Genomic DNA, 26195 nt, shown 5'->3' on the forward strand with positions numbered 1-26195 from the left:
CGCGCCGCGGGCGTTCCTGGGGTTTGCCCTGATCGGCGCCCTGATGCTGGCCCTCGGGGTGTTCGCCCTGAGCCAGATGAGCAAAATCCGTGCGTCCGGCGAAAGCCTCGTCCAAAACAGTGTGCCCAGCATCAAGGCTCTGGATGAATTCACCTCGCTGACCCTGCGCCTGCGCGTGCTGTCCTATCGCTTGCTGGTCAACCGCGAACCGGACATCCAGCAGAAAACCTTCAGCTTGTTCGAGCAACGCAATCAGCAGATCCAGGCTGCTCAAAGCGCCTACGAAAAACTCATCAGCTCCCCGCAGGAGCGGGCCGCCTACGATCAGTACGTTCAATTGCTGAGCCAATACCGCCAGCTCGAAGAGCGGATGAAAACCCTTTCGCGCAACAATCAGCTCGATGAGTTGCGCGCCCTGCTCAACACTGAACTGCTGAGCAACTCGGACGCCATCAACGTGGCAATCAATCGCCTGGTGGAAATCAACAACCAGCAAGCCGAAGCCCTCAATCAGGACGCGACCCAACAATATTCAACGGCCTTCAATTGGGTGGTCACGCTGCTGGTCATCGCCACCGGCCTGACCCTGCTGTTCGCCTGGCTTTTGACCAACAGCATTACCCGCCCGATCGGCAGCGCCCTGGAGGCCGCCGAAGAAATCGCCAAGGGCAACCTGACCCGACCGATTACCGTGGATGGCAGCGATGAAGCCGGTCGCCTGCTGCGGGCGATGTCGACCATGCAGGACAAACTGCGCGATACCTTGCAGCGGATTTCCGGCTCGGCCACCCAACTGGCCTCCGCTGCCGAAGAGCTCAACAGCGTCACCGACGAAAGCGCCCGTGGCCTGACCCAGCAGAACAACGAAATCGAGCAGGCCGCCACGGCGGTCAATGAAATGACCAGCGCCGTCGAAGAAGTGGCACGCAACGCGGTCAGCACCTCCGAAGCCTCGAAAGACGCCACCGCCTCTGCGGGTGACGGTCGCGACCTGGTGCAGGAAACGGTCAGCGCCATCGAACGCATGAGCGCCGATGTACAGAGCACCGCCACGTTGATCGGCGACCTGGCCAATGAGTCCCGTGACATTGGCAAGGTGCTGGATGTAATCCGCGGCCTGGCGGACCAGACCAACCTGCTGGCCTTGAACGCCGCCATCGAAGCCGCGCGTGCCGGTGAAGCCGGTCGTGGTTTTGCGGTAGTGGCCGATGAAGTGCGCGCCCTGGCCCATCGAACCCAGCAGTCGACCAGCGAAATCGAACGCATGATCGGCAGCATCCAGAGCGGCACCGAACACGCGGTGGATTCGATGCGCAACAGCACCGAACGTGCCGAGTCGACGCTGAACATCGCCCGTGGTGCCGGTCTGTCCCTGGACACCATCAACACCGCCATCGTCGAGATCAACGAGCGCAACCTGGTGATCGCCAGCGCCGCCGAAGAACAGGCCCAGGTGGCCCGTGAAGTGGACCGCAACCTGGTGAACATCCGCGACCTGTCGGTGCAATCGGCCACTGGCGCCAACCAGACCAGCGCCGCCAGTGCCGAACTGTCACGCCTGGCCGTGGATTTGAACAGCATGGTTGGGCGGTTCAGCCTTTAACTCTCTGGCTTTTGTGGCGAGGGACCTTGCTCCCGCGGGGCCCTGTAGGAGCTGTGTAGGAGCTGTCGAGTGCAACGAGGCTGCGATCTTTCTACGACCCATTGAGTCGAAAGCGAAAGATAAAGATCAAAAGATCGCAGGCTTCGCCAGCTCCTACAGGGCCCAGCGGGAGCAAGCCCTCTCGCCACGGTGCTGCCGCGCTTGTACCCAACCTTTTTTGACAGCATCACATTTCAACAGGTTAGAATCGCTGGCACGCAGACTGCATGGTCAGTTTGCGCCCGCCCCTCACGCTTGCTCGGAGTATTGCCTTTGACTGCGACGACCATCAACAGCCTGTTCTTGATCGGCGCGTTGCTGGTGGGTGCGAGCATTCTGGTCAGTTCCCTCTCGTCCCGCCTGGGCATCCCGATTCTGGTGATCATCCTGGCCGTGGGCATGCTGGCCGGTGTCGATGGCGCCGGGATTCTTTTCGATAACTACGCCACGGCCTATCTGGTCGGCAACCTCGCGCTGGCCGTCATTCTGCTGGACGGTGGCTTGCGCACGCGGGTGTCGAGCTTTCGCGTGGCGTTGTGGCCAGCCTTGTCGCTGGCCACCGTTGGCGTACTGATCACCACCGGGCTGACCGGCCTGGCGGCGGCATGGCTGTTCAATCTGAACCTGATGCAAGGCCTGCTGATCGGTGCCATCGTCGGCTCCACCGATGCCGCGGCGGTCTTTTCGCTGCTGGGCGGCAAGGGCCTGAACGAGCGGGTCAGCGCGACGCTGGAGATCGAGTCCGGCAGCAACGACCCCATGGCGGTGTTCCTGACCGTTACCCTGATCGGCATGCTCGCCAGCGGTGAAACAGGTCTGCATTGGAACCTGCTGGGGCACTTGTTGCGTGAATTCGGCATTGGCGGTGTGATCGGCCTGGGTGGGGGCTGGTTGATGCTGCAACTGGTCAACCGCATCAACCTGGCCAACGGGCTCTACCCGATCCTCGTCATCAGCGGCGGCCTGGCGGTGTTCGCCCTGACCAACGCCCTGCACGGCAGCGGCTTCCTCGCGGTTTACCTGTGCGGCCTGGTGATCGGCAACCGCCCGGTGCGCAGCCGTCATGGCATCCTGCACATGCTTGATGGCATGGCCTGGCTGGCGCAGATCGGCATGTTCCTAGTGCTGGGGCTGCTGGTCACGCCCCATGACCTGCTGCCGATCGCCCTGCCTGCCCTGGGCCTGGCCTTGTGGATGATCCTGATCGCACGTCCGCTGTCGGTGATGGTGGGGCTGTTGCCGTTCAAGGCTTTCCATGGCCGCGAGAAAGTGTTCATTTCCTGGGTCGGCCTACGCGGCGCGGTGCCGATCATCCTGGCAGTGTTCCCATTGATGGCCGGCCTGCCCAACGCCCAGCTCTACTTCAACCTGGCGTTCTTTATCGTGCTGGTGTCGTTGCTGGTGCAAGGTACGAGCCTGCCGTGGGTCGCCAAACTGCTGCATGTCACCGTCCCGCCAGAACCCCTGCCGATTTCCCGGGCAGCGCTGGAGGTCCACGTCACCAGTGAGTGGGAACTGTTCATCTATCGCCTCGGCGCGGAGAAATGGTGCATCGGCTCGCCCCTGCGGGATCTGAAAATGCCCGACGGCACACGGATCGCAGCCCTGTTCCGTGGCCAGCAACTGCTCCATCCGTCGGGTAGTACCGTGCTGGAAGTCGGTGATTTGCTCTGTGTCATCGGTCATGAACACGATTTGCCGGCCCTTGGAAAACTGTTCAGCCAGGCTCCGCAAAGGGGCCTGGATCTGCGCTTCTTCGGTGACTTCGTACTCGAAGGAGACGCCCAGCTGGCCGCAGTTGCGGCCCTGTATGGGCTGAAGCTGGACGGCATCGATCCGGACATGTCCCTGGGCCGCTTCATCGCCCAGAAAGTTGGCGGCGCGCCAGTGGTCGGCGACCAGGTGGAATGGAACAACACCCTATGGACCGTTGCGGTCATGGACGGGAACAAGATCGGCAAAGTGGGCGTCAGATTCCCCGAAGGAAGTCGCCCGGGTCCCGGCTTGTTCCTCTAAACTGCTCCCACTTTCACTTGCTCGACCGGTCTCTATGCCTACCCTGCGCTCCTTTTTCACCATTGCCCTGCTGGGCCTGAGTCTTTCCGTCTGCCCGCTGCAAGCCGCTGAACCGCCCACCAGCGCTTCGGTACAGGCCAGCCTGGACAAAATCGCTGACCGCAAACTGCCGGAAGCCGAGCAGAAGGCCTTGCAGGAGACACTGCAAAAGACTCTGGCACAGCTCACCAGCAAGGCCGAATACGAGCAGAAGCTGGTTGACCTCAAGCAACAATTGGCCAATGCCCCGAAGCAAAACATCGAGAACCAGCGCGAACTGGCCCGGCTCAAGAGCACGCCCGTGGTGCCGGTGGCGCAGCGTTACGCCAACCTGCCGGTTCCCCAACTCGAACAGATGCTGACGGAGCGCTCCACCCAGCAGGGTGATTTGCAAAAAGCCCTGGCCGACGCCAATAGCCTGGTCATTACCGCTCAGACCCGGCCCGAGCGCGCCCAGGCCGAGATCGCCAACAGCCAGACCCGCATCCAGCAAATCAACACGATCCTCAAGACCGGCAAGGAGGCCGGTAAAACCCTCAACGGCGAACAGCGCGACCAGCTCAACGCCGAACTGGCGGCACTCAATGCATTGATTCCGCTGCGTCGCCAGGAACTGGCCGGCAACAGTCAATTGCAAGACCTGGGCAACAGCCAGCGCGACCTGCTGACGGAAAAAATCAACCGCATGGAGCAGGAAATCCAGGACCTGCAAAACCTGATCAACCAGAAACGCCTGGCCCAGTCCCAGGAGACGGTGACCCAACAATCCATCGAAGCCCAGAAGGCCGGCGGCAGCAGCCTGCTGGCGACCGAAAGCGCGGCCAACCTGAAGCTTTCCGACTATCTGCTCAAAAGCACCGACCGCCTCAATGAGGTCACCCAGCAGAACCTGCAGACCAAACAACTGCTGGACAGCGTTACCCAGACCGACGCCGCGCTGGACGAGCAGATCAGCGTACTCAAGGGCAGCCTGCTGCTGTCCAAGATTCTCTACAAACAGCGCCAGACCCTACCGCGCCTGGAACTGGACAAGAATCTGGCGGACCAGATCGCCGACATCCGCCTGTACCAGTTCGAAGTCAGCCAGCAACGCGAACTGCTGAACAATCCAAGCGCTTATGTCGACAATCTGCTGGCGTCGCAGCCTGCCGAGCAAGTCACGCCGCAACTGCGCAAGACCCTGCTGGAACTGGCCCTGACCCGGGTCGACCTGCTGGAACGCCTGAACCGCGAGTTGAGCGCGGTGCTTAACGAATCCATCACCTTGCAGCTCAACCAGAAGCAACTGCTCAGTACCGCGCAAAACCTGCGCGCCACCCTCGAAGAGCAAATGTTCTGGATTCCCAGCAACAAGCCGCTGGATTTGGAATGGATGCGTGACGTGCCGGCTCGCCTGGAAAAACAGGTTGACTCGCTACCCTGGGCCTCGAGCCTCAGTGAGCTGGCGGACGGCCTGACCCAGCGGCCGCTGCTGTTCCTGCCCCTGGCGCTGCTCATCGGTGCTCTGCTGTGGCGACGCAAGAATCTGTATGCCCGGCTGAACAAGGTTCACCAGGACGTCGGCCACTTCAAGCGTGACAGTCAGTGGCACACCCCACAGGCGATTCTGATCAATATCCTCCTGGCGATGCCGGTCGCCCTGGCCCTGGCTCTGTGCGGCTATGCCCTGCAGATCGACGCCCGGGGCCAGAATGCCAACCTCGGCGCGGCGCTGCTGCAGATCGGCCAGGCCTGGCTGGTGTTCTATACCGCCTATAGGGTGCTGGCGCCCGGTGGCGTGGCTGAATTGCATTTCCGCTGGGAAAAGCCCCAGGTCGAATTCCTCCAGGGCTGGATCCGCCGACTCGGGCTGGTGGTACTGGCGCTGGTGGCCGTGGTGGCGGTAGCTGAACTGCAACCCTCCGCCCTGGCCGACGATGTGCTGGGCATGCCGGTGGTGCTGACCTGCTACGCCCTGATGGCGTGGTTGCTCAGCCGCCTGCTGCTCAGCAGCCCGACGCACCAGAACACCTCACTGTTTCGCAAGGCCGTCGGGGTGATGTTCACCGCGCTGCCTATCGCGCTGTTCGTGGCGGTGTGCTTCGGCTACTACTACACCGCGCTCAAACTCAGCGACCGACTGATCAATACCCTGTACCTGCTGATGTTCTGGCTGGTGATCGAAGCGACTTTCGTACGCGGCCTGTCGGTCGCGGCGCGGCGCCTGGCCTACCAGCGCGCGCTGGCCAAGCGTCAGGCGACCAAGGAAGCCGGTGACGGTGAAGCAGTGGTCGAGGAACCGACCCTGGACATCGAAAAGGTCAACGAGCAGTCCCTGCGCCTGATCCGCCTGGCCCTGCTGGGCGGCTTCATTGCCGCGCTGTACTGGGTCTGGTCAGACCTGATCAGCGTGTTCTCCTACCTGGACAACATCACCCTCTACGAATACACCAGCGGCACCGGCGCCACCATGAGCATGGTGCCCATCAGCATCGGCGACATGCTCGGCGCGCTGATCATCATCGGCATCACCTTCGCCCTGGCACGCAACCTGCCGGGACTGCTGGAAGTGTTCGTCCTGTCCAAGCTCAACCTGGCCCAGGGCAGCGCCTACGCCGCCACCACGCTGCTGTCCTATGTGATCGCCGGCATCGGCTTCGTCACCACCCTGTCCACCCTGGGCGTGAGCTGGGACAAGCTGCAATGGCTGGTGGCCGCGCTATCGGTGGGCCTGGGCTTCGGCATGCAGGAGATCTTCGCCAACTTCATCTCCGGGATCATGATCCTGTTCGAGCGTCCGGTGCGGATCGGCGACACCATCACCATCGGCAACCTGTCGGGCACGGTCAGCAAGATCCGCATCCGCGCCACCACCATCACCGACTTCGACCGTAAGGACATCATCGTCCCCAACAAGACCTTCATCACCGGGCAGTTGATCAACTGGTCGCTGACGGACACCGTCACCCGCGTGACCCTCAAGCTGGGCGTGGACTACGGGTCGGACCTGGATCTGGTCAAGGAACTGCTGCTCAAGGCCGCCCGCGAGAATCCACGGGTGCTGAAGGAGCCGGAACCACTGGTGTACTTCCTCAACTTCGGGGAGAGTACCCTGGACCATGAGCTGCGCATGCATGTGCGTGATCTGGGCGACCGCAACCCGGTGCTGGACGAGATCAACCGGTTCATCAGCCGCGAATTCAAGAAACAGGGCATCAGCATTGCGTTCCGGCAGGTAGAAGTCTCCTTGAAAAATCTTCAAGGCCTGGAATACAAACTGACACCTGTCTTGCCTGAAGACAAAACCGCGACGCCCGAGCCTCCCCTCACGCCAGGGCCCAAGTCCTTGCCGGAGCCGCCGGCAGCCACACTCGACTGATCGCGCGAAGCCTACGGGCATCGCGCCGGAGACGGCCATGAAAACCCTGGAAACGTTGACCTTCGATAACCGCTTCGCCCGTCTAGGCGACGGTTTCTCGGCCCACGTGCTCCCCGAGCCTATCGACAACCCCCGACTGGTTGTTGCCAGCCGCCAAGCCATGGCGTTGCTGGACCTGGACCCGGCCGAAGCCCAGGCACCGCTGTTCGCCGAGTTGTTCGGCGGGCACAAGCTGTGGGCTGAAACCGAACCCCGGGCGATGGTGTACTCAGGACACCAGTTCGGCCACTACAACCCACAATTGGGGGACGGCCGCGGGCTGTTGCTGGGGGAGGTCTACAACGAGGCCGGGGAGCACTGGGACCTGCACCTCAAGGGCGCCGGCCAGACCCCGTTCTCACGCATGGGCGATGGGCGAGCGGTATTGCGCTCCTCGATCCGCGAGTTCCTGGCGTCCGAAGCGCTGCACGCCCTGGGCATACCCACCACCCGCGCGTTATGCGTGATCGGTTCCGACACCCCGGTGTGGCGCGAGAAGCAGGAGCGCGCCGCCATGGTGTTGCGTATGGCGCCGAGCCATGTGCGCTTCGGGCATTTCGAATACTTCTACTACACCAAAAAGCCCGAGTTGCATGCCACCCTCGCGGAACATGTGCTGAACATGCACTTTGCCGAGTGCCGCGAACAACCGGAGCCGTACCTGGCGATGTTCCGCGAGATCGTCGAGCGCAACGCCGAACTGATCGCCAAATGGCAAGCCTATGGCTTCTGCCACGGCGTGATGAACACCGACAACATGTCGATCCTGGGCATCACCTTCGATTTCGGGCCATTCGCCTTCCTCGACGACTTCGACGCCAATTTCATCTGCAACCACTCCGACGACCAGGGCCGCTACTCGTTCAGCAACCAGGTGCCCATCGGCCAATGGAACCTCAGCGCCCTGGCCCAGGCCCTGACGCCGTTCATCAGCGTCGAGGCCCTGCGTGAAACACTCGGTTTGTATTTGCCGCTGTACCAGGCCCACTACCTGGACCTGATGCGCCGCCGGCTAGGCCTGACCAGCGCCGAGGAGGATGACCAGAACCTGGTGGAGCGCCTGCTGCAACTGATGCAAAACAGTGGCGTCGACTACAGCCTGTTTTTCCGTCGGCTCGGCGATCAATCCCCCGAGCAAGCCGTCGCCAGCCTGCGCGATGACTTCGTCGACCTCAAGGGCTTCGACGCCTGGGGCGAGCTTTATGTCGCCCGCGTCAGCCGTGAAGGTGCTGTCGATCAAGACAGGCGGCGCGCCCGCATGCACGCGGTGAACCCACTGTATGTGCTGCGCAACTACCTGGCGCAGAAAGCCATCGACGCTGCCGAGTCAGGCGACTACGACGAAGTGCGCCGCCTGCATACGGTGCTGAGCAAGCCGTTCGAGGAACAGCCGGGCATGGACAGCTACGCGCAACGCCCGCCGGAGTGGGGCAAGCACCTGGAAATCAGTTGTTCGTCGTAAAGGCTTCAGTCTTGCGAGGGCAAGACATGTGGGAGCACGGCTTGCCCGCAATGAAAGCATCTCGGTCTTCCCCAAAAACCGAGGAGCCCGCATCGCGAGCAAGCTTTGCTCCCACAGCGACCGTCAAATAAAGGTTTCAACCGATACGCCGAAGCGCCCCGCCAACCAGCGGACCTGCCTTAAATTGAGCTGGCGTTTGCCGCTCAATACCTCCGATACCACCGACTGGGTGTCGACGCCTGGCAATGTGAGCGGGTGTGGCCCTGCTCATCCAACCTTGTCGTTGCCCTGCTCAGGCGTCTCGATGCCCGGTTCTGTCTCGGCCCCTTCTTCACCAGCCGGTTTGGCCGGCGGTTTTTTATCGGGGTAACCGGGCATGCCGCGGGCGTCTTCGGGAGTCAGTTCATCCCGCTCGTGGCGGCGGTCGATGGCGTAGGCCGGGGCGGCGTTAGGGTCTTCGTCGCGGCCTGCGGTGCCGAGGACAAAGCCGTCGTCATTGGGGTTGTCCACTGCTTGGGGAGTGGCTGGGTCTTGAGGATGGCTCATGGGACCTCCTGAGTCTGCAAACAGATACGTGGTGTCTTTTTGAGGCCCTGACAGCTTTTCAGTGCGGCGCACCTGATGAATGGCAGCCTTGATAAACGTCCTTGGAGAAGCCTGGAGTGTGAGTCCCTTGGGAGCAGGCTTGCTCGCGAATGCGGCGTATCAGACACATAGATGTTGACTGACACACCGTCTTCGCGAGCAAGCCCGCTCCCACAAGGAGAATCCGCTGGCATGGCTGCCTCCACGCTACGCCATGTCGCTGTGACTGAATTCCTCGGCCAGAAAATCAATCAGCGTGCGCACCGACGGCAGCAACCCGCGCCGTGAGGCGAAGATCGCATGGACGATCCCGCACTTGGGCGTCCAGCCCGGCACCAACTCCACCAGTCGTCCAGCAGCCAGGTCCTCGCGCACCACCACGGCGGGCAGGTGCGCGATGCCGATACCCGCCAATACCGCATGACGCAGGGCCAGCAGGTCATCGGTGACCATGCGTGGTTCATGGCGGATCAACGCGCTGGCGCCGTCCGGACCGAACAGTTCCCACTGGTATTCGCGCTGCGCAGCCCCCCAATGCACGCTCGGCAAACCGTGGAGGTCCGCCGGTGAAGCGGGTGAGGACAGGCGCTCGCGGTAGGCCGGGCTGCCCACCAGGCACTGAGTACTGTTACCCAGTACTTTCATGACCATGTCGGTGTTTTCCAAGGGCGGAAAACGTACCCGCAACGCGATATCGAACCCCTCATGGATCAGGTCGACCCGGCGGTTGGTGCTCTCGATGAACAACTCCACCCGCGGGTACTTGAGCATGTAGCGGGTCAGCATCGGCCCGACCCAGCTGTTGAGCAACGCCGTCGGGCAACTGAGGCGCACCAGCCCCTGGGGCTCGGAGCGGTTGCGTTCGATCACTTCGGCCGCGCTCTCGGCCTCGACCCGCATCGCCAGGCAGCGCTGATAGTAGGCCTGGCCGATCTCCGTCAACGAGCAATGACGACTGGTGCGATGGATCAACCGCACCCCAAGGCGCTCTTCCAACTGGGCAATCCGCCGGCTGAGTTTCGATTTGGGCATGTCCAGCGCCCGGCCGGCGGCGGCGAAACCGCCGTGCTCGACCACTTGGGTGAAGTAGTAAAGCGTGTTGAGGTCTTCGATGATCGTTCTCCAAATAGAACGCTAAGGCTGATTTTCGCAGTCTAGCGCATCAAAGGTGCCAGTTTTAATCTATGTCCATCGCTTAGCAACACACCAACACTGAAAACGTTAACCACGCCGAACCGTTCGGCAGCCAAAACTTAGAGGACTCACGCCATGACCGCTTCCTACAACCGTCTCGACAAAGATAACGCCGCCGTTCTGCTGGTGGACCACCAGGCTGGCCTGCTGTCGCTGGTGCGTGACATCGACCCGGACCGTTTCAAGAACAACGTGCTCGCCCTGGCCGACCTGGCCAAATACTTCGAGCTGCCGACCATCCTCACCACCAGTTTCGAAACCGGCCCCAACGGTCCGTTGATGCCCGAGCTCAAGACCCTGTTCCCGGACGCGCCGTACATCGCTCGTCCTGGCCAGATCAACGCCTGGGACAACGAAGATTTCGTCAAGGCGATCAAGGCCACCGGCAAGAAGCAACTGATCATCGCCGGCGTGGTCACTGAAGTCTGTGTAGCCTTCCCGGCACTGTCGGCCCTGGCCGAAGGTTTCGAGGTGTTCGTGGTCACCGATGCCTCTGGCACATTCAACGAGCTGACCCGTCAATCGGCCTGGGACCGCATGTCCTCCTCGGGTGCGCAACTGATGACCTGGTTCGGTCTGGCCTGCGAACTGCACCGCGACTGGCGCAACGATGTGGAAGGGCTGGCGACCTTGTTCTCCAACCACATCCCGGACTACCGCAACCTCATGACCAGCTACAACACGCTGACCAGCGCGAAATAACCGGCAACGCCTAACCCTTGTGGGAGCGGGCTTGCTCGCGAAGACGGTGCGTCAGTCGACATCTATATGTCTGACACACCGCATTCGCGAGCAAGCTCGCTCCCACAGGTTTTTGCGGTGGTTTCTATATAGTGTTCAATCTGTACCGATGATTTTTCCTGGAGACTGTCCCAATGCTGATCCCCTGCCCCCACTGCAACGGGCTCAACCGCATCCCCGCCGAACGCCTGGGCGATGCGCCCAAGTGCGGGCGCTGCAAAGCCCAGGTGCTGTTGAGCAAACCGTTCGAACTCAAGCAAGGCGACTACGCCAGCCAGATCAAGGGTGACCTGCCGTTACTGGTGGATGTGTGGGCCGATTGGTGCGGGCCATGCAAGTCCTTTGCGCCCGTGTTCGAACAGGCCGCCCTGCAACTGATGGGTAAATGCCGCCTGGCCAAGCTCGACAGCGAAGCCAATCAGCCGCTATCGGCGCAGTTGGGGATCCGCTCGATACCCAGCCTGATTCTGTTCAAGGACGGCCGCGAAGTGGCGCGCCAGAGCGGGGCACTGCCGTTGCCGCAGTTGATGAGCTGGTTGCGTAGCCAGGGGATTTGAGCCGTGAGAGAAATGTGGGAGCGGGCTTGCTCGCGAATGCGGTGTATCAGTCAACTCTGATACACCGCATTCGCGAGCAAGCCCGCTTCCACCTTGTTTTTGCACAGGCCAGAATCAGGCGCTTTCCAACAGGCTATGCAGCTCGACAAACTGCTGGGTCAGTTTGTGCCGCGGATCCAGATGGATCAGCGGCAGGCTCGCCTGATGGGATTCACGCATGCGCACCGAGCTGCTCAGGTACACCGGCAAAACCGGCAAGCCTTCGGCAATGAGTTCGTCGAGGATCTGCTGCGGCAGGCTGGCACGCGCCTGGAACTGATTGACGACGATGCCTTCGACCTCAAGCCCTTCGTTATGGTCGTCCTTGAGTTCTTCTATTTCCGCCAACAGCCCGTACAACGCCTGACGTGAAAAACTGTCGCAATCGAAGGGAATTAGCACACGATCAGCAGCGATCAGTGCCGAAACCGCATAAAAATTCAAAGCGGGCGGGGTATCCAGATAAATCCGGTCGTAATCCTCATCCAGCTCTTCGAGCAACTTGCGCAGTTTGTTGATCTTGTGTTTCGCCTCAAGCTTGGGTTGCAGATCCGTCAGCTCGGCGGTGGCGGTGATGACATGCAGGTTGTCGAATGGCGTTTCGTAGATATCCACCTTGTTCTTTTTCGAGAAGGGCCCGGACGACAGGGTTTGCTTGAAGAAATCGGCGATACCCATGGGGATGTCGTCGCCGGTCAGGCCCGTCAGGTACTGAGTGGAGTTGGCCTGGGCATCCAGGTCCACCAACAGCGTGCGATACCCCTCGCTGGCACTGACCGCTGCCAGATTGCAGGCGATGCTGGACTTGCCCACGCCACCTTTCTGATTGAACACCACGCGCCGCATGTCAAAACCTCCGTGTATCAAAGATTCCCGAGTGTAGTAGGCCACGATACCGCTTCGCTACCTTCGGTGTGGCCGGACCACAAGGTCTGTGGCTTTTTCCAGCAATGGAGCATCCATTGACCTCGAAAACCAGAGAAACGTCCGACAGACATCCTCGTCATAATCGCGACAATGGCTCTTGTCTGCGCCTGGACGAACGAACCGGTACATTTCGCTGAGCAAAATGTAACCAGCATTTGCTACAAGCCAACCGCACCGGGATAATGCGCGCCACTTGGGTCGCAAGACCATGCAGGGTTGGACGCGGGTCAAGCCACTGAACCGTGACAATAAAAGCCCGCAGGGGTGGGGTGTATTTGTGATCAATTTCAACATCGCCCAATGGCGCGCGTGGGCCCCTGGGCTCGAAAGCGTGGACGACTGGCAGGCGTGGAGCCGACAGCCGGTCGTGTTGCCCGCCAGCGATGCCGCCCCTGACGTTTCGTTTCTGCCGGCCATGCAGCGCCGACGCCTCAGTCGCCTGGCGCGGATGGCCTTCAGCGTCGGCTGGCCACTGGCCGAAGGCCGGACGAACCTACCGTTGGTCTTTATTTCCCGCCACGGCGAAACCCCACGCACTTTTGAGATTCTCAAGGACCTGGCAGCCAACCAACCGTTATCGCCGACTCAATTCAGCCTGTCGGTGCATAACGCCGTGATCGGTCTGTGGTCGATCCTGCGTGGCGAAACCAGCGAAATGACCGCCCTGGCGGCCACTGGCGACGGGCTGGAACACGGGATCCTGGAAGCCGTTGCGCTGTTGAACGAGGGTGCGGCGGCGGTTCTGCTGGTAATCACCGAAGAGCAGCCACCCCAGGTGTACGCCCCCTGGGTCAACGACGTGCCCTTCCCCTATGCAATGGGCCTGCTGTTGACTCCAGGCGACGATTGGCAACTGGACCTGTCCACCCAGGCCGATCAAAGGCCCGCCAGCGACTGGCCCCATGCCCTGGGTTTGTTGCGTACGCTGCTCAACCCCCCATCCACCTGCCAACATGCCTGGAAGAATCGTCTATGGACCTGGCAATGCAACCGGTGAACGGTAAACATCGCGACGCCTACTACTGGCGTCTGTTCGCGACCGCAGCAAGCTTCGTCCTGTTCGGGCTGGGCGGACTGTGCCTGCGATTGCTGGTGTTTCCATTGCTGACCTGGCTGCCCGGCGACGCCCAGGCCCACCGCCTGCGGGCCCGCCGTACCGTGGGGCGATTGTTCTGGTTCTTTATTCGTTTCATGGCCCGCACCGGCGTGCTCACCTATCGGATCGACGGCGCGGAAAAGCTAGGTCGCCCCGGGCAAATGATCATCGCCAACCATCCGTCGCTGATCGACGTGGTGTTCCTGATCGGCCTGGTGCGCGACGCCAACTGCGTGGTCAAGCAGAGCCTGTGGGAAAACCCCTTCACCCGCGGCCCGCTGCGCTCGACCCAATACATCAGCAATGATGGCAGCATGGACATGCTCGATGCCGCCAGCGACGCCCTGCAGGACGGCCAGAGCCTGATCGTGTTTCCCGAAGGTACTCGCACCCAGCCAGGCCAGCCGCCGGCCTTTCATCGGGGCGCAGCGGCCATCGCCCTGCGAGGTGCGAAAATCCTCACTCCGGTGACCATCAAGGTCTGCCCCACCACTTTGACCAAGGCCGAACCCTGGTATCGCATCCCCCAACGCCGCGTGCACTTCAGTTTTCACGTGGGGGCCGATATAGATCCACAGGCGTTCGCCGCGCTCGGCCCCCCGCCTCAGGCGTCGCGCAGGCTCAACGATTTTCTGCATCACTATTACATCAAGGAGCTCGCCGAAGATGAGCGATCTGCACCGTGACATCAAACAGCTGATCATCGACGCCCTGGGCCTTGAGGACATCAGCACCGACGACATCGGTGACCACCAGACCCTGTTTGGCGAGGGCCTGGGCCTGGACTCGGTGGATGCCCTGGAGCTTGGGCTGGCGATCCAGAAACAGTACGGCATCAAGATCGATGCCGACGCCAAGGACACCCGCAACCATTTCAGCAATGTGGCAAGCCTTGCGGCCTTCGTCACTGCAAAACGCGTAGCCTGAGACCGGACCATGCAAACTCGTGACGACATTTTCAATACCCTGCGCGATGCTCTGGTGGAGCTTTTCGAGCTGGACCCTGAGCGCGTAACGCTGGAATCGAACCTGTACCAGGATCTGGAAATCGACAGCATCGACGCGGTCGACCTGATTGACCACATCAAGCGCCAGACCGGCAAGAAAATCGCCGCCGAAGAATTCAAGTCGGTGCGCACCGTCAACGACGTGGTCGAGGCGGTCTATCGACTGGTTCAACCGGCCGCATGACCCGGCTGATTGGCCTCGGCCTGCTGCTGGTAGGCCTGCTGTACCCCTTTGCGGTGTATTTCGGCATGGAGCATTTCGCCCCGTGGCAGTTCGGCTTGCTGCTGGGTAGCCTGTGGTTGGCCCGAGCCTTGCTCGGCAAAGGCGGGCCCGGCAGCCGTTGGATGGCGATGACGGCAATTGCCTTCAGTGTATTGCTCGCGCTGTTCGACAGCCCGCTCCTGCTGCGCTGGTATCCAGTACTGATCAGCGCCTTCATGCTCGGGCTGTTCGCCCTGAGCCTGAAATACGGTCCGCCGATAGTTGAACGCCTGGCCCGTCTGCGCGAACCACAGCTACCGGCCAAGGCGGTGGTGTATACCCGCCAGGTCACGGTGGTCTGGAGTGTGTTTTTCCTGTGTAACGGCTTGCTCGCCGCCGCCCTGACCCTCTGGGCGCCGCTGAGCTGGTGGATGTTGTACACCGGCCTGATTTCCTACGGATTGATGGGGCTGCTGTTTGCCATTGAATGGCTTATACGACAACGGGTAAGAGGCCGCCCATGAATTGGATAACACTTGAGCAGATGTTGCTCAGCGCCCAGCCGGAACGTGCTGTGGCCGTCGAACCGGCGCTGAACCATTCGCAACTGCGGGACGCGGCGCTGAGCCTGGCCGCCAGCCTGCAGGCCCGAGGCGTACGGCGCCTGGCGGTGCACCTGGAAGACGCCGCCGACCTGGCGGTGGCCCTGCTCGGTGCCTGGCGCGCCGGGGTCTGCGTCCTGCTCCCGGCCGACCTGCAAGCCCAGACCCGCCAGCGCTGGTCGGCGGACGTCGACCTGTGGTTGACCGATCACCCCACGGACATCCGTCTCGACGATCTGCAACAAGCCCCCCTTGAGGCCACGGAACTGGACCTCGATCAGTGCTGGCTGAGCCTGTGCACCTCCGGTTCAAGCGGCGAGCCCAAGCGCATCGAAAAAAACCTGCGTCAGTTGAGTAACGAAGTTCAGGCGCTGGAACAACTGTGGGGCGCCGACCTGGGCCCGGCGTGCATGATCGGCAGCGTCGCCACCCAGCACATCTATGGCCTGCTGTTTCGCGTGCTGTGGCCGCTGTGCGCCGGGCGTACATTCGTGCGTCGGCAACTGGCTTTTCCGGAAGACCTGCAACGCGCCAGCCGCCAGTACCCGGCTTTTGCCTGGGTCGCCAGCCCGGCCTTGCTCAAGCGCATGGGCGATAACCTCGACTGGCCGGCACTGAGCGGCGTACGCCGGGTATTTTCCTCCGGCGGTGCCTTGCCGACCGAGGCTGCACAAAGCCTGCACCAGCGACTGGGGCAATGGCCGACGGAGATCTTTGGCAGTTCAGAAACCGGCGGCATTGCCTGGCGTCAGGGCGCGGGCTTATGGCAGCCCTTCGCCGACGTAAAGCTGAGCCAGGACAGTGACGGCGCCCTGCTGATCGCCTCGCCTTATTTGCCGGCCGGCCATGTGGAGCACACTGCCGACGCGGCGCGGATCGCCGAGGATGGATGCTTCGAACTGCTCGGACGACTGGACCGCATCGTCAAGCTTGAAGAGAAACGCATTTCACTGCCCATGCTGGAACAGGCGCTGATGACCCACGACTGGGTCAGCGAAGCAAGGCTGGGGGTGGTCCAGGAAAATCGCGCCTCCCTCGGGGCGCTGCTGGTGCTGAGCGAAAGCGGCCTGCACGCCTTGCGCAACCTGGGCCGACGCGCCGTGACCGAAGCCTTGCGCCATCACTTGAACGAACACTGCGAAACGCTCGCCTTGCCTCGACGCTGGCGCTGGCTGCGGCAGTTGCCGCTCAACCCCCAGGGCAAACTGCCCCAGGCCGAAGTTGAAGCCTTGCTGATGGCAGCGCGCCCCAAAGCTCCCGAAGTGCTCGAACAAATCGAGACCGACGGGCAATGGAGCCTGCAACTGGCGGTGCCCCCGGACCTGGCGTATTTCAGCGGCCACTTTCCCACTGCGCCGGTACTGCCCGGCGTAGTGCAGGTCGACTGGGCCTTGAGCCTGGGCCGAACACTGATGGACTTGCCGCCGCGGTTCGTCGGCATGGAAGTGCTGAAATTCCAGCAACTGGTGCGCCCCGGCGATGAAATCCAACTGCACCTGCGCTTCGACCGTGAGCGCGGCAAGCTGTACTTCGCTTATCGCAATGACACGGCGGCCTGCTCCAGTGGGCGGATTGTGCTGGGAATGGCCAATGATTAATCACACCGCTCTCCCGTGGCGAGGGAGCTTGCTCCCGCTCGAGCGCGCAGCGCTCGCTCAGCGTTCTCGAAAACAGGGGTCTGCTTCGCAGCCCAGCGGGAGCAAGCTCCCTCGCCACAATAAGCGACCTGTGCACAATGGATCGGAGGAAAGCAGCCAACATGCATAACCCCTGCGCCGTCATCCCGGTCTACAACCACGAAACCGCCATCGCGACCGTGGTGCAGGCGCTGCTCGCCAACGGCCTGCCCTGCGTGCTGGTGGACGACGCCAGCAGCCCGGCCTGCGCGGCGGTATTGGCGCGGCTGGCCGAGGGCGAGCAGGTTCATCTGGTCAGGCTGGCAATCAATCAAGGCAAGGGGGGCGCGGTGATGGCCGGCCTGCGGGAAGCATCGCGCTTGGGCTTCAGCCACGCCCTGCAGGTCGATGCCGACGGGCAACACGATCTGGGCGACGTGAAGAACTTCATCAAGCAATCCCGCGCCCACCCGGAGGCGGTGATCTGCGGTTATCCCCAATACGATGAAAGCGTGCCCAAAGGCCGCTTGTATGCGCGCTACCTGACGCATGTCATGGTCTGGGTCAACAGCCTGTCCCTGCAAATCCGCGACTCGATGTGCGGGTTTCGGGTCTACCCCTTGCCACCGGTCCTGACGCTGATCGATTCGGCGAACATTGGCAAGCGCATGGATTTCGACTCCGACATCCTGGTGCGCCTGGCCTGGCGCAATCAACCGATGCGCTGGTTGCGTACCCGGGTTCACTACCCCTTGGACGGGGTTTCGCACTTCCGCCTGTTCCACGACAACGTGCTGATTTCCAGCATGCACACCCGGTTGTTCTTCGGCATGCTGGTGCGCTCTCCCTGGATTCTCTGGCGACGGTGGCGAACATGAGCCTTGAGACAGACAAGCAGCACTGGGCCGACCGACAGGAGCGCGGCAGTTTCTGGCTGATGAAACTCACTGCGGTCGCCGCCAGGGTGTTGGGCCGCCGCTTATTGAGCCCGTTGCTCTATGGCATCGTGCTGTACTTCTTCATTTTCGGCCGCAGCGCCCGGCAGGCAGCCTGGCAATACCAGCAGCACCTGGCCGACTGGAGCGGCCGCACCGAGCTGCGCCCAAGCCATTGGCGAGTGTTCGGGCAGTTCATGGCGTTTGCCGACTCCCTGCTGGACAAGCTCGACGTCTGGAACGGCAAACTGAGCCTGGAACAGATTGAAATCGTCGATCCGGCATTGCTGCGCAATCACTTGCGCGACAGCCGTGGGCAGATGCTGGTGGGCGCGCACCTGGGCAACCTGGAAATGTGCCGGGCCCTGGCCGAGCTGGGCGAGAAAGTGACCATGAACGTGCTGGTGCACACCAAGCACGCCGAACAGTTCAATCGTTTGCTGGGGGAAGCCGGCGCCACGCATCTGCGGCTGATCCAGGTCAGCGAGCTGGACCCGGTGATCATGCTGCAACTGAGCGAACGCCTGGAGCGCGGCGAGTGGCTGGCGATCGCCGGCGACCGCATACCGCTGCACGGCGCACGCACCGCGACCGTGGACTTCATGGGGCGCCCGGCGGCATTTCCCCAAGGGCCCTGGCTGCTGGCCGGGCTGCTCAAATGCCCAATCAACCTGCTGATGTGCCTCAAGCACGAGGGACGCTATCGAGTCACCCTCGAACCCTTCGCCGAGGCCGTGGTGTGGAAACGCAGCGACCGCGAGCAGGTCATCGCCCATTGGGCCGGCCTCTACGCCCAGCGCCTGGCGCACTATTGCCTCCAGGCACCGCAGCAGTGGTTCAACTTTTACCCTTTCTGGAAGGCCGATGACGATGCCCACTCTTGAGCCGGTAACCTTCGGCGAACGCCCTTTGCGCATCGAGGACGTCCTGGCCCTGGCCAATCGTCAGGTGCAGACGCAGTTGCAGGATGATCCGGCATTCCGCCAGCGCATCGCCAAGGGTGCGCAATTCCTCGATTCTTTGCTGAACAAGGAAGGCGTGATCTACGGCGTGACCACCGGTTATGGCGACTCCTGCGTGGTGGCCGTGCCGTTGCACCACGTCGAGGCCCTGCCCCGTCACTTGTATACGTTTCACGGTTGCGGCCTGGGCAAACTTCTGGACCCCCAGGCCACCCGCGCCGTGCTGGCCGCGCGTTTGCAGTCACTGTGCCACGGCGTGTCCGGGGTGCGCGTGGAACTGCTGGAGCGGCTCCAGGCCTTTCTCGAACATGACATCCTGCCGCTGATTCCGGAAGAAGGCTCGGTGGGCGCCAGCGGGGACCTGACGCCCCTGTCCTACGTCGCCGCCACCCTCTCCGGCGAACGGCAAGTGATGTACCGCGGCGAACGTCGACTGGCCGCCGATGTGCATCGCGAGCTGGGCTGGACGCCGCTGGTGCTGCGCCCCAAAGAAGCCCTCGCGCTGATGAACGGCACCGCCGTAATGACCGGCCTGGCCTGCCTGGCCTTCGCCCGCGCCGACTACCTGTTGCAACTGGCGACCCGCATCACCGCGCTGAACGTGGTCGCATTGCAAGGTAACCCGGAGCACTTCGATGAGCGCCTGTTCGCCGCCAAGCCGCATCCGGGGCAGATGCAAGTGGCCGCGTGGTTGCGCAAGGACCTGGCGATCGACGCCCCCACCGCGCCGCTGCATCGCCTGCAGGATCGCTACTCCCTGCGCTGCGCGCCCCACGTGCTCGGCGTGCTGGCCGACAGTCTGAACTGGTTGCGTTCATTCATCGAAATCGAGCTCAACAGCGCCAACGACAACCCGATCATCGACGCCGAAGCCGAGCGCGTACTGCACGGCGGGCATTTCTACGGCGGGCATATCGCCTTTGCCATGGACAGCCTCAAGAACCTGGTGGCCAATGTCGCCGATCTGCTGGACCGCCAGCTCGCGCTCTTGGTGGACGAACGCTACAACCACGGCCTGCCCAGCAACCTGTCCGGCGCCAGCGCCGAACGCGCGATGCTCAACCATGGTTTCAAGGCAGTGCAGATCGGCACCAGCGCCTGGACCGCCGAAGCCTTGAAAAACACCATGCCGGCCAGCGTGTTCTCGCGCTCCACCGAATGCCACAACCAGGACAAGGTGAGCATGGGCACCATCGCTGCCCGGGATGCGATCCGCGTGCTGGAGCTGACCGAACAAGTGGCCGCCGCGACGCTGCTGGCCGCCAACCAGGGCGTGTGGCTGCGCAGCCGTGCCGAAGATGCCCGGGCGCTGCCTCCAGCCCTGGCCGCCATGCACGAACAACTGGCCGTGGATTTCCCGCCGGTCATCGAGGATCGCGCCCTGGAAGGCGAATTGCGCCTGTGCCTGCAACGCATCGCCGAGCAACACTGGAGGCTGCATGCGTAGCCAAGGGGTGTTGCACGTCGAAACGCAGATCGTGGTGCCGTTTTTCGATGTCGATTCGATGAACGTGGTCTGGCACGGTCACTACGTCAAGTACCTGGAAGTGGCCCGCTGCGCCTTGCTCGACCTGATCGGCCACAACTACAACGACATGCTCGCCTCCGGCCATGCGTGGCCGGTGATCGACCTGCAACTGCGCTACGTGCGCAGTGCCGTGTTCGGTCAGACCCTGACCGTGCGCGCCAGCCTGGTGGAATGGGAAAACCGCTTGAAGATCAATTACCTCATTAGCGACGCGAGCACCGGCGAACGCCTGACCCGCGCCAGCTCGGTGCAAGTGGCGGTGGACGTCGCGAGTCGCGAAATGCTGTTGGCCTCACCCCGGGTCTTTGTCGAAGCCGTCGAAAGGAAACTGCCGTGAAGCGCCTGTTCATCTGGCTGCTGCTGGGGGGCCTGTCGCCCTTGGCCCAGGCGTTCGACTTGCAACAGTTGAGCGAACAACTGGCGCGCCCGCACGTGATCCACGGGCAGTTCATCCAGGAAAAACACTTGCGCGCCCTGCCCCAGCCGCTCACCAGCAAGGGCCGTTTCGTGCTGGCGAAGAACCATGGCCTGCTGTGGTTGCTGCACACCCCGCTGCAGCAGGATTACCGCATCACCCCTCAGGGAATCGCCCGGCGCGAGGGCGACACCTGGCAGACCCTGCCGAACAAGAGTGCCGGGGCCGAGCAGAATCGCTTGTTCCTTGCGGTGTTACAGGGCGACAGCAGTGGCCTGCAACGGGACTTCGACCTCAGCCTGTCGGGTCAGGCGCAGCAGTGGCAGCTCACCCTGACCCCGCGCTCAGTGCTGCTCAAACAAATCTTCAAGCAGATCAACATCGATGGCGGCGAACTGGTGCAGCGTATCGAACTGCTGGAAACCCAGGGTGACCGTACCGTGCTGCGCATGCAGGACAGCACCGGCGCGAAAGCCTTGAGCGAAGCGGAGCAACATGACTTTGCCGAGTGAACACAAGCTGCCGCGACTGTTCCTGATTCTGCTGTTGGCGGTGCTGGCGCTGGCCGGCTGGCAGTGGCGCAATGGCGCGCCGCTGTCGGCCAACCTCATGGAGCTGGTGCCCGGCACCACGCCTGATGCGCTTGAGCTCGTCGCCGAACAACGCATGCAAGAACCTCTTAACCGCGAGGTGCTGCTACTGGTCGGGCACACCGACCGCCAGCAGGCGATCACTCTGGCGCAAACCCTTGGCGAGCAGTGGCAGGCCAGCGGTTTGTTCGACAAGGTCCAGTGGACGTTGCAGGCCGACCTGCCGGCCTTGCGTACGCAATTGCTTACCGGGCGACTGGCAATGCTCTCGGCAGCGGACCGACAACAATTGATCGATCAGCCCCAGGCCTTCATCCAGCAGCGGGTGCAGGCGCTCTTCGATCCGTTCAGCGGCTTCAGCCTGGTGCCGAGCCAGGACGACTGGCTCGGCCTCACCGGGCGCATCCAGAACAGCCAGCCCCAACGCGGGGCGATACAGCTGGACGTGGGCAGCGGCGCGCTGATCGCTGAAGCCGACGGCAAACACTGGGTGCTGTTGCGAGCCCGCACCCATGGCAACGCTTTCGACATGGCCCTGCCGCTGCAAGTGGCCGAGCTGCTGCAACGCAGCCGTGATCAGGCGGGCCAAGCCCAGGGGCAATTGCTGGCGGCCAGCGGCCTGCTGTACGCCGCCAGTGGCCAACAACAGGCTTCGCGGGAAATCACCTGGGTCGGCGGCGGGGCGACAATCGGTATTTTGCTATTGCTGTTGCTGGCCTTCCGACGTTTGCGAGCGTGGCTGGCCTTCGTACCGGTACTGGTGGGCATTCTGTTCGGCGCGGTGGCCTGCGTGGCGCTGTTCGGACGCATGCATGTCATGACCCTGGTGCTGGGGTCCAGCCTGATCGGCGTGGCGGTGGATTACCCGCTGCACTACCTGTCCAAAAGCTGGAGCTTCAAACCGTGGCGCAGTTGGTCGGCCCTGCGCCTGACCCTGCCGGGGCTGAGCCTGAGCCTGGCGACCAGTTGCATCGGCTATCTGGCCCTGGCCTGGACGCCTTTCCCGGCCCTGACCCAGATCGCGATATTTTCCGCCGCCGGTTTGATCGGCGCTTACCTGACAGCGGTTTGCCTCTTGCCGGCGCTACTCAAGGGCGTGGACTTACGCCCGGCCCAGTGGCCGCTGCGGCTGTGCGAACAGTTGCTCAGGGCGCGCGAAGCGTTGCTGGCGCGGGTGCGTACACCGGTCTTGTTGGGGCTCTTGCTGATCTTCTGCGCCGGCGGCCTCTGGCAACTGACCACGAAAAACGACATCCGCCAATGGATCGGCACGCCCGAGCAGTTGACCGACGAAGCCCAGGCCATCGCCCGTATCAGCGGTTTCCAACCCACCAGCCAGTTCTTCCTGATCCGCGCCGATGACCAGCCACAACTGCTGGAACGTCAGACGGTGCTCAACGAGCGGTTGGAGCAGTTGATTGGCCTGGAGAAGCTTGAGGGCTACCTGTCGCTGAACCAACTGGTCAGCCCGCCCGCCGAACAACAGAAAGTGCGTGAAGCCCTGGCCCGGTTGCCGGCGTTCTGGCAACCGCTGCTGGACCTGGGCGTTCCGGTCAGCGCACTGCAAGCCGAACTGGCGCAATTGCAGGCCTTGCCGGTGACCGACATCGATACTGCGCTCAGCGGCCCCCTGGCCGAACCGTATCGCACACTCTGGCTCGGTCCAACGACAGACGGCGTGGCGGCGGTCGTCAGCCTGCAAGGCTTGAATGATGCGGCGTTGCTCAGGGTGCAGACGCTCGATCTGCCTGGCGTCCAGCTGGTCGATCGCCTGGGGGACCTGAATCGGGTCTTTGCCGCCACGCAGGTCAGCGCCGCCGAGTTGAAACTGGCCTCCTGCATGCTCATCGTGCTGTTATTGATCTGGCCGTTCGGCGTCGGCGGGGCCCTTCGCATCGTTGCCCTGCCGTTGTTGGCGGCGCTGTGCAGCCTGGCGAGCCTCGGCTGGCTGGGCCAGCCGCTGACCCTGTTCGGGCTGTTCGGCCTGTTGCTGGTCACCGCCATCGGCGTCGATTACGCGATCCTGATGCGTGAACAGGTGGGCGGCGCTGCGGTGAGCCTGCTGGGCACCCTGCTGGCGGCAGTCACCACCTGGCTGTCGTTCGGCCTGTTGGCAGTTTCCAGCACGCCGGCGGTGAGCAACTTCGGCTTGGCGGTGAGCCTGGGGCTGGCCTTCAGTTTCATGCTGGCGCCGTGGGCCGGGCATCAGGCCCATGCGGCGGCGGTTACGGAGCCCGCCCAATGATCATCCTGATGTTCTGGCTCATGGCCCTGGGGCTGTTCGCAATGGCGACAGTCATAGGCCGTCGCTTCGGACTGATCCCGATTGTCAGCCAATTGCTGTTGGCGACGTTTGGCCTGCCGCTGCTGATGTACTTCTGGATCGAGCCAGGCTGGCAGCTCAGCGGCGCGCAACTGGTGGCGCCGGTGTGGCTGAGCACTCTCTACAGCCTCGCCTTCGCCCTGTTGCTGGGGCACATCCTCAGCGACGTGATCGACCTGCGACTGGACCGCCAGAGCGTGAAAGTCGCCCTGCCCAGCTTCGGCGTTCCCTTCGCCTGCGGTTTGGCGACCGCGCTCTGGCTGCTGCCGCCACAGCCCTGGATCAGTTCCCTGGCGGTGGGGCTGCTGTTTGCGATCACCGCCATCCCGGTGCTGTACCTGTACCTGCGTCACATCGACTACCCGCCCGCCGCCACACGGCGCCTGGTGCAAACCGCGATTCTGATCGACTTGATCTGCTGGAGCCTGTTCGCCCTGGCCCAAGGCAGCCTGCACCTGGCCAGCCTGTTGCTGCCGTTGGCCGGCGCCTGTGTGCCGCTGCTGTTGCGACTGCTTGGCCTGCGCCAGCCGCTGCTGCACAGCGGGATCTTTTTCGCCCTGCTGGTGGTGGCCGAACACTACCGGCTCAACGCGCTGATTGTCGGCATCGGTTATCTGCTGTGCCTGGCCGCGCTCAAGGTGCCGCTGGTGTTGCCGCTCAACGCGAACTGGATGCAAGGTTTGCAGACCTACCTGGCGATCCCGCTGATCCTCACCTTCGGCATCGTGCAGATCAACGTCCATAGCGCCCTGAGTCGCCTCGATTGGCTGCAGATCAGCGCATTGCTGCTGTTACCCATCGCCAGCAAACTGCTGGGCAACTGGCTAGGACTGGGCTGGGCCGGGGCCTCGTTCCCTGGCGCCAGTCGCTGGCGCGAAAGTGTCTTGCTGAATATTCGCGGCTTGAGTGAAATCGTGTTCCTCAACCTGCTGCTACAACAACAGCTCATCAGCCCGGCGTTGTACTTTGCGCTGATGCTGATGGGCCTGATCGCGACATTGCTGCCGGCCCTGGCCGGACTCCACCGTATTCCCTCGATTGCCGTCCCGGCCAGGAGCTCCAGTGCCAACAGTTGAAACGGAACGTCGACAGGTCGTCGTCATCGGCGCAGGTCCCTCTGGCGCTATCGCCGCCGCGCTGCTCAAGCGCAAGGGCCATGATGTACTGGTCATTGAGCGCCAGTACTTCCCACGGTTTTCCATCGGCGAAAGCCTGTTGTCCCATTGCCTGGACTTCGTCGAAGAGGCCGGCATGCTCGACGCGGTGAATGCCGCCGGGTTTCAACGCAAGAACGGCGCGGCGTTCGCCTGGGGCGAGCGCTACAGCGCCTTCGATTTCGGCGATACCTTCAGCAAAGGCAAGCCCACCACCTTCCAGGTGCAGCGGGCCGACTTCGACAAGCTGCTGGCCGATCAGGCGGCGCTGCAAGGTGTCGAGATCCGTTATGGGCAGGCCATCACCCGCGCTGACTTCTCACTTGCCAGCCCACAACTGGGCGTGCAGCGCGAAGATGGCAGCGAGTACCTGGTCGAAGCCGACTTTGTTCTCGACGCCAGCGGCTATGGCCGGGTCCTGCCGCGCCTGTTGGACCTTGAGGCACCGTCGAATTTCCCGGTACGCCAAGCGGTATTCACCCACATTGAAGATCGCATCGACGCCCCGGCGTTCGATCGGGAAAAAATCCTGATCACCACCCACCCAAGCAAACGCGACGTATGGTTCTGGACCATTCCCTTCAGTGGCGGGCGCTGTTCGGTGGGTGTGGTCGCGGCGGCAGAGCATTTTGCCGGGCGTACCGACGACCTCGACGCCTGCCTGCGCGGCTTCATCGACGAAACCCCAAGCCTGGCCGGTGTGTTGAAGAATGCCGTGTGGGACACCCCCGCCCGAACCATCGGCGGTTACTCGGCCAATGTCACAACGCTGCATGGTCCCGGGTTCGCCCTCCTGGGCAACGCCGCGGAATTCCTCGACCCGGTGTTCTCTTCCGGCGTGACCATCGCCATGCGCTCAGCGAGCATGGCGGCGGGTGTACTGCATCGTCAGTTGCAAGGCGAAAACGTGGACTGGCAATGCGAATTCGCCGAGCCACTCAAACGGGGCGTCGATACCTTCCGCTGCTACGTCGAAGGCTGGTACGCCGGCACCTTCCAGGATGTGATTTTCTACACCGACGGCTCACCAGACATTCGCCGCATGATCAGCGCGATCCTGGCCGGGTACGCCTGGGATGAGCGCAACCCGTTCGTCAGCGAACCCAAGCGGCGCCTGCGTATGCTCTCGGAAATCTGTGCGAGCCCGGCACCATGAGAAAGCAGCC

22 protein-coding genes and 3 pseudogenes are annotated in these 26195 nt (G+C 62.6%); 21 read left to right on the forward strand and 4 right to left on the reverse strand.

The genetic code is table 11. The features are described 5' to 3' along the window. Positions 1-43 precede the first annotated feature (43 nt). The 5 genes and pseudogenes from AAIS01_RS25685 to selO all read left to right on the forward strand — a co-directional run. Positions 44-700 (forward strand): annotated as a pseudogene (locus AAIS01_RS25685) (MCP four helix bundle domain-containing protein); the annotation flags it as partial. Positions 701-1003: 303 nt separating this feature from the next. Beyond that, positions 1004-1603, forward strand: a pseudogene (locus tag AAIS01_RS25690) (methyl-accepting chemotaxis protein); the annotation flags it as partial. A gap of 312 nt (positions 1604-1915) precedes the next feature. Continuing rightward, the gene (locus AAIS01_RS10780; RefSeq protein WP_343468945.1) at positions 1916-3658 is read left to right on the forward strand and encodes a potassium/proton antiporter; all 1743 of its coding nucleotides are present in this window, start codon (positions 1916-1918) and stop codon (positions 3656-3658) included. A gap of 34 nt (positions 3659-3692) precedes the next feature. Then, complete coding sequence (gene mscK, locus AAIS01_RS10785) at positions 3693-7055, forward strand: mechanosensitive channel MscK (protein ID WP_343468946.1); 3363 nt, start codon at positions 3693-3695, stop codon at positions 7053-7055. A 37-nt stretch (positions 7056-7092) separates the two neighbouring features. After that, positions 7093-8556 (forward strand): protein adenylyltransferase SelO, encoded by a 1464-nt coding sequence (gene selO, locus AAIS01_RS10790; protein ID WP_343468947.1) that lies wholly within the window; start codon positions 7093-7095, stop codon positions 8554-8556. A gap of 123 nt (positions 8557-8679) precedes the next feature. Here selO and AAIS01_RS10795 read toward each other — a convergent pair. From AAIS01_RS10795 to AAIS01_RS10805, 3 genes and pseudogenes are all read right to left on the reverse strand, one after another. Beyond that, positions 8680-8814 (reverse strand): annotated as a pseudogene (locus tag AAIS01_RS10795) (transcriptional regulator); the annotation flags it as partial. A 9-nt stretch (positions 8815-8823) separates the two neighbouring features. Continuing rightward, entirely contained in the window at positions 8824-9102 is a 279-nt protein-coding gene (locus tag AAIS01_RS10800) for a hypothetical protein (protein ID WP_343468948.1), read from the reverse strand. Between the two features lie 246 nt (positions 9103-9348). Then, positions 9349-10254 carry a LysR family transcriptional regulator gene (locus AAIS01_RS10805; RefSeq protein WP_343469046.1) on the reverse strand — a complete coding sequence of 302 codons (906 nt, stop codon included), beginning with the start codon at positions 10252-10254 and terminating at the stop codon, positions 9349-9351. A 156-nt stretch (positions 10255-10410) separates the two neighbouring features. On the opposite strand from AAIS01_RS10805, the gene ycaC reads away from it, so the two are divergent. Continuing rightward, positions 10411-11037 (forward strand): isochorismate family cysteine hydrolase YcaC, encoded by a 627-nt coding sequence (ycaC, locus tag AAIS01_RS10810; protein ID WP_343468949.1) that lies wholly within the window; start codon positions 10411-10413, stop codon positions 11035-11037. Between the two features lie 173 nt (positions 11038-11210). Continuing rightward, positions 11211-11633, forward strand: coding sequence for a thioredoxin TrxC (gene trxC, locus AAIS01_RS10815; protein ID WP_343468950.1), 423 nt, complete (start codon positions 11211-11213; stop codon positions 11631-11633). Positions 11634-11747: 114 nt separating this feature from the next. Here trxC and AAIS01_RS10820 read toward each other — a convergent pair whose 3' ends face one another. Beyond that, positions 11748-12518, reverse strand: coding sequence for a ParA family protein (locus AAIS01_RS10820; protein WP_343468952.1), 771 nt, complete (start codon positions 12516-12518; stop codon positions 11748-11750). Between the two features lie 358 nt (positions 12519-12876). Between AAIS01_RS10820 and AAIS01_RS10825 the strand changes: the two genes are divergently transcribed. The 14 genes from AAIS01_RS10825 (at position 12877) to AAIS01_RS10890 (ending at position 26185) form a co-directional block, all read left to right on the forward strand. Further along, entirely contained in the window at positions 12877-13596 is a 720-nt protein-coding gene (locus AAIS01_RS10825; protein ID WP_343469047.1) for a beta-ketoacyl synthase chain length factor, read from the forward strand. Beyond that, on the forward strand, positions 13572-14381 hold the full coding sequence (locus tag AAIS01_RS10830) for a lysophospholipid acyltransferase family protein (protein ID WP_343468953.1): 810 nt from the start codon (positions 13572-13574) through the stop codon (positions 14379-14381). The genes AAIS01_RS10825 and AAIS01_RS10830 overlap by 25 nt, the downstream gene beginning before the upstream one ends. After that, complete coding sequence (locus tag AAIS01_RS10835; protein ID WP_343468954.1) at positions 14362-14622, forward strand: phosphopantetheine-binding protein; 261 nt, start codon at positions 14362-14364, stop codon at positions 14620-14622. The genes AAIS01_RS10830 and AAIS01_RS10835 overlap by 20 nt, the downstream gene beginning before the upstream one ends. A 9-nt stretch (positions 14623-14631) precedes the next feature. After that, positions 14632-14886, forward strand: coding sequence for an acyl carrier protein (locus AAIS01_RS10840; protein ID WP_030140951.1), 255 nt, complete (start codon positions 14632-14634; stop codon positions 14884-14886). Continuing rightward, the gene (locus AAIS01_RS10845; RefSeq protein ID WP_343468955.1) at positions 14883-15428 is read left to right on the forward strand and encodes a COG4648 family protein; all 546 of its coding nucleotides are present in this window, start codon (positions 14883-14885) and stop codon (positions 15426-15428) included. The genes AAIS01_RS10840 and AAIS01_RS10845 overlap by 4 nt, the downstream gene beginning before the upstream one ends. Next, a complete protein-coding gene (locus tag AAIS01_RS10850; RefSeq protein WP_343468956.1) occupies positions 15425-17104 on the forward strand; it encodes an ApeI family dehydratase in 1680 nt (559 codons plus the stop codon). Before AAIS01_RS10845 ends, AAIS01_RS10850 begins: the two co-directional genes overlap by 4 nt. 161 nt (positions 17105-17265) lie before the next feature. After that, positions 17266-18000, forward strand: a complete 735-nt coding sequence (locus AAIS01_RS10855; protein ID WP_343468957.1) for a glycosyltransferase family 2 protein — start codon at positions 17266-17268, stop codon at positions 17998-18000. Continuing rightward, on the forward strand, positions 17997-18941 hold the full coding sequence (locus AAIS01_RS10860) for a lysophospholipid acyltransferase family protein (protein WP_343468958.1): 945 nt from the start codon (positions 17997-17999) through the stop codon (positions 18939-18941). Before AAIS01_RS10855 ends, AAIS01_RS10860 begins: the two co-directional genes overlap by 4 nt. Continuing rightward, positions 18922-20466: an HAL/PAL/TAL family ammonia-lyase gene (locus AAIS01_RS10865; protein WP_343468959.1), complete on the forward strand. Its 1545-nt coding sequence runs from the start codon at positions 18922-18924 to the stop codon at positions 20464-20466. The genes AAIS01_RS10860 and AAIS01_RS10865 overlap by 20 nt, the downstream gene beginning before the upstream one ends. Then, positions 20459-20884: an acyl-CoA thioesterase gene (locus tag AAIS01_RS10870; protein WP_214913664.1), complete on the forward strand. Its 426-nt coding sequence runs from the start codon at positions 20459-20461 to the stop codon at positions 20882-20884. Before AAIS01_RS10865 ends, AAIS01_RS10870 begins: the two co-directional genes overlap by 8 nt. Further along, on the forward strand, positions 20881-21474 hold the full coding sequence (locus AAIS01_RS10875) for an outer membrane lipoprotein carrier protein LolA (protein WP_343468960.1): 594 nt from the start codon (positions 20881-20883) through the stop codon (positions 21472-21474). Before AAIS01_RS10870 ends, AAIS01_RS10875 begins: the two co-directional genes overlap by 4 nt. After that, complete coding sequence (locus AAIS01_RS10880; RefSeq protein WP_343468961.1) at positions 21458-23797, forward strand: MMPL family transporter; 2340 nt, start codon at positions 21458-21460, stop codon at positions 23795-23797. The genes AAIS01_RS10875 and AAIS01_RS10880 overlap by 17 nt, the downstream gene beginning before the upstream one ends. Then, the gene (locus AAIS01_RS10885; protein WP_343468962.1) at positions 23794-24951 is read left to right on the forward strand and encodes a sodium:proton antiporter; all 1158 of its coding nucleotides are present in this window, start codon (positions 23794-23796) and stop codon (positions 24949-24951) included. The genes AAIS01_RS10880 and AAIS01_RS10885 overlap by 4 nt, the downstream gene beginning before the upstream one ends. Beyond that, entirely contained in the window at positions 24938-26185 is a 1248-nt protein-coding gene (locus AAIS01_RS10890) for an NAD(P)/FAD-dependent oxidoreductase (protein ID WP_343468963.1), read from the forward strand. The genes AAIS01_RS10885 and AAIS01_RS10890 overlap by 14 nt, the downstream gene beginning before the upstream one ends. Positions 26186-26195 lie beyond the last annotated feature (10 nt).

The sequence above is a fragment of the Pseudomonas halotolerans genome (genome assembly GCF_039581215.1).
Classification (GTDB): domain Bacteria; phylum Pseudomonadota; class Gammaproteobacteria; order Pseudomonadales; family Pseudomonadaceae; genus Aquipseudomonas; species Aquipseudomonas tehranensis.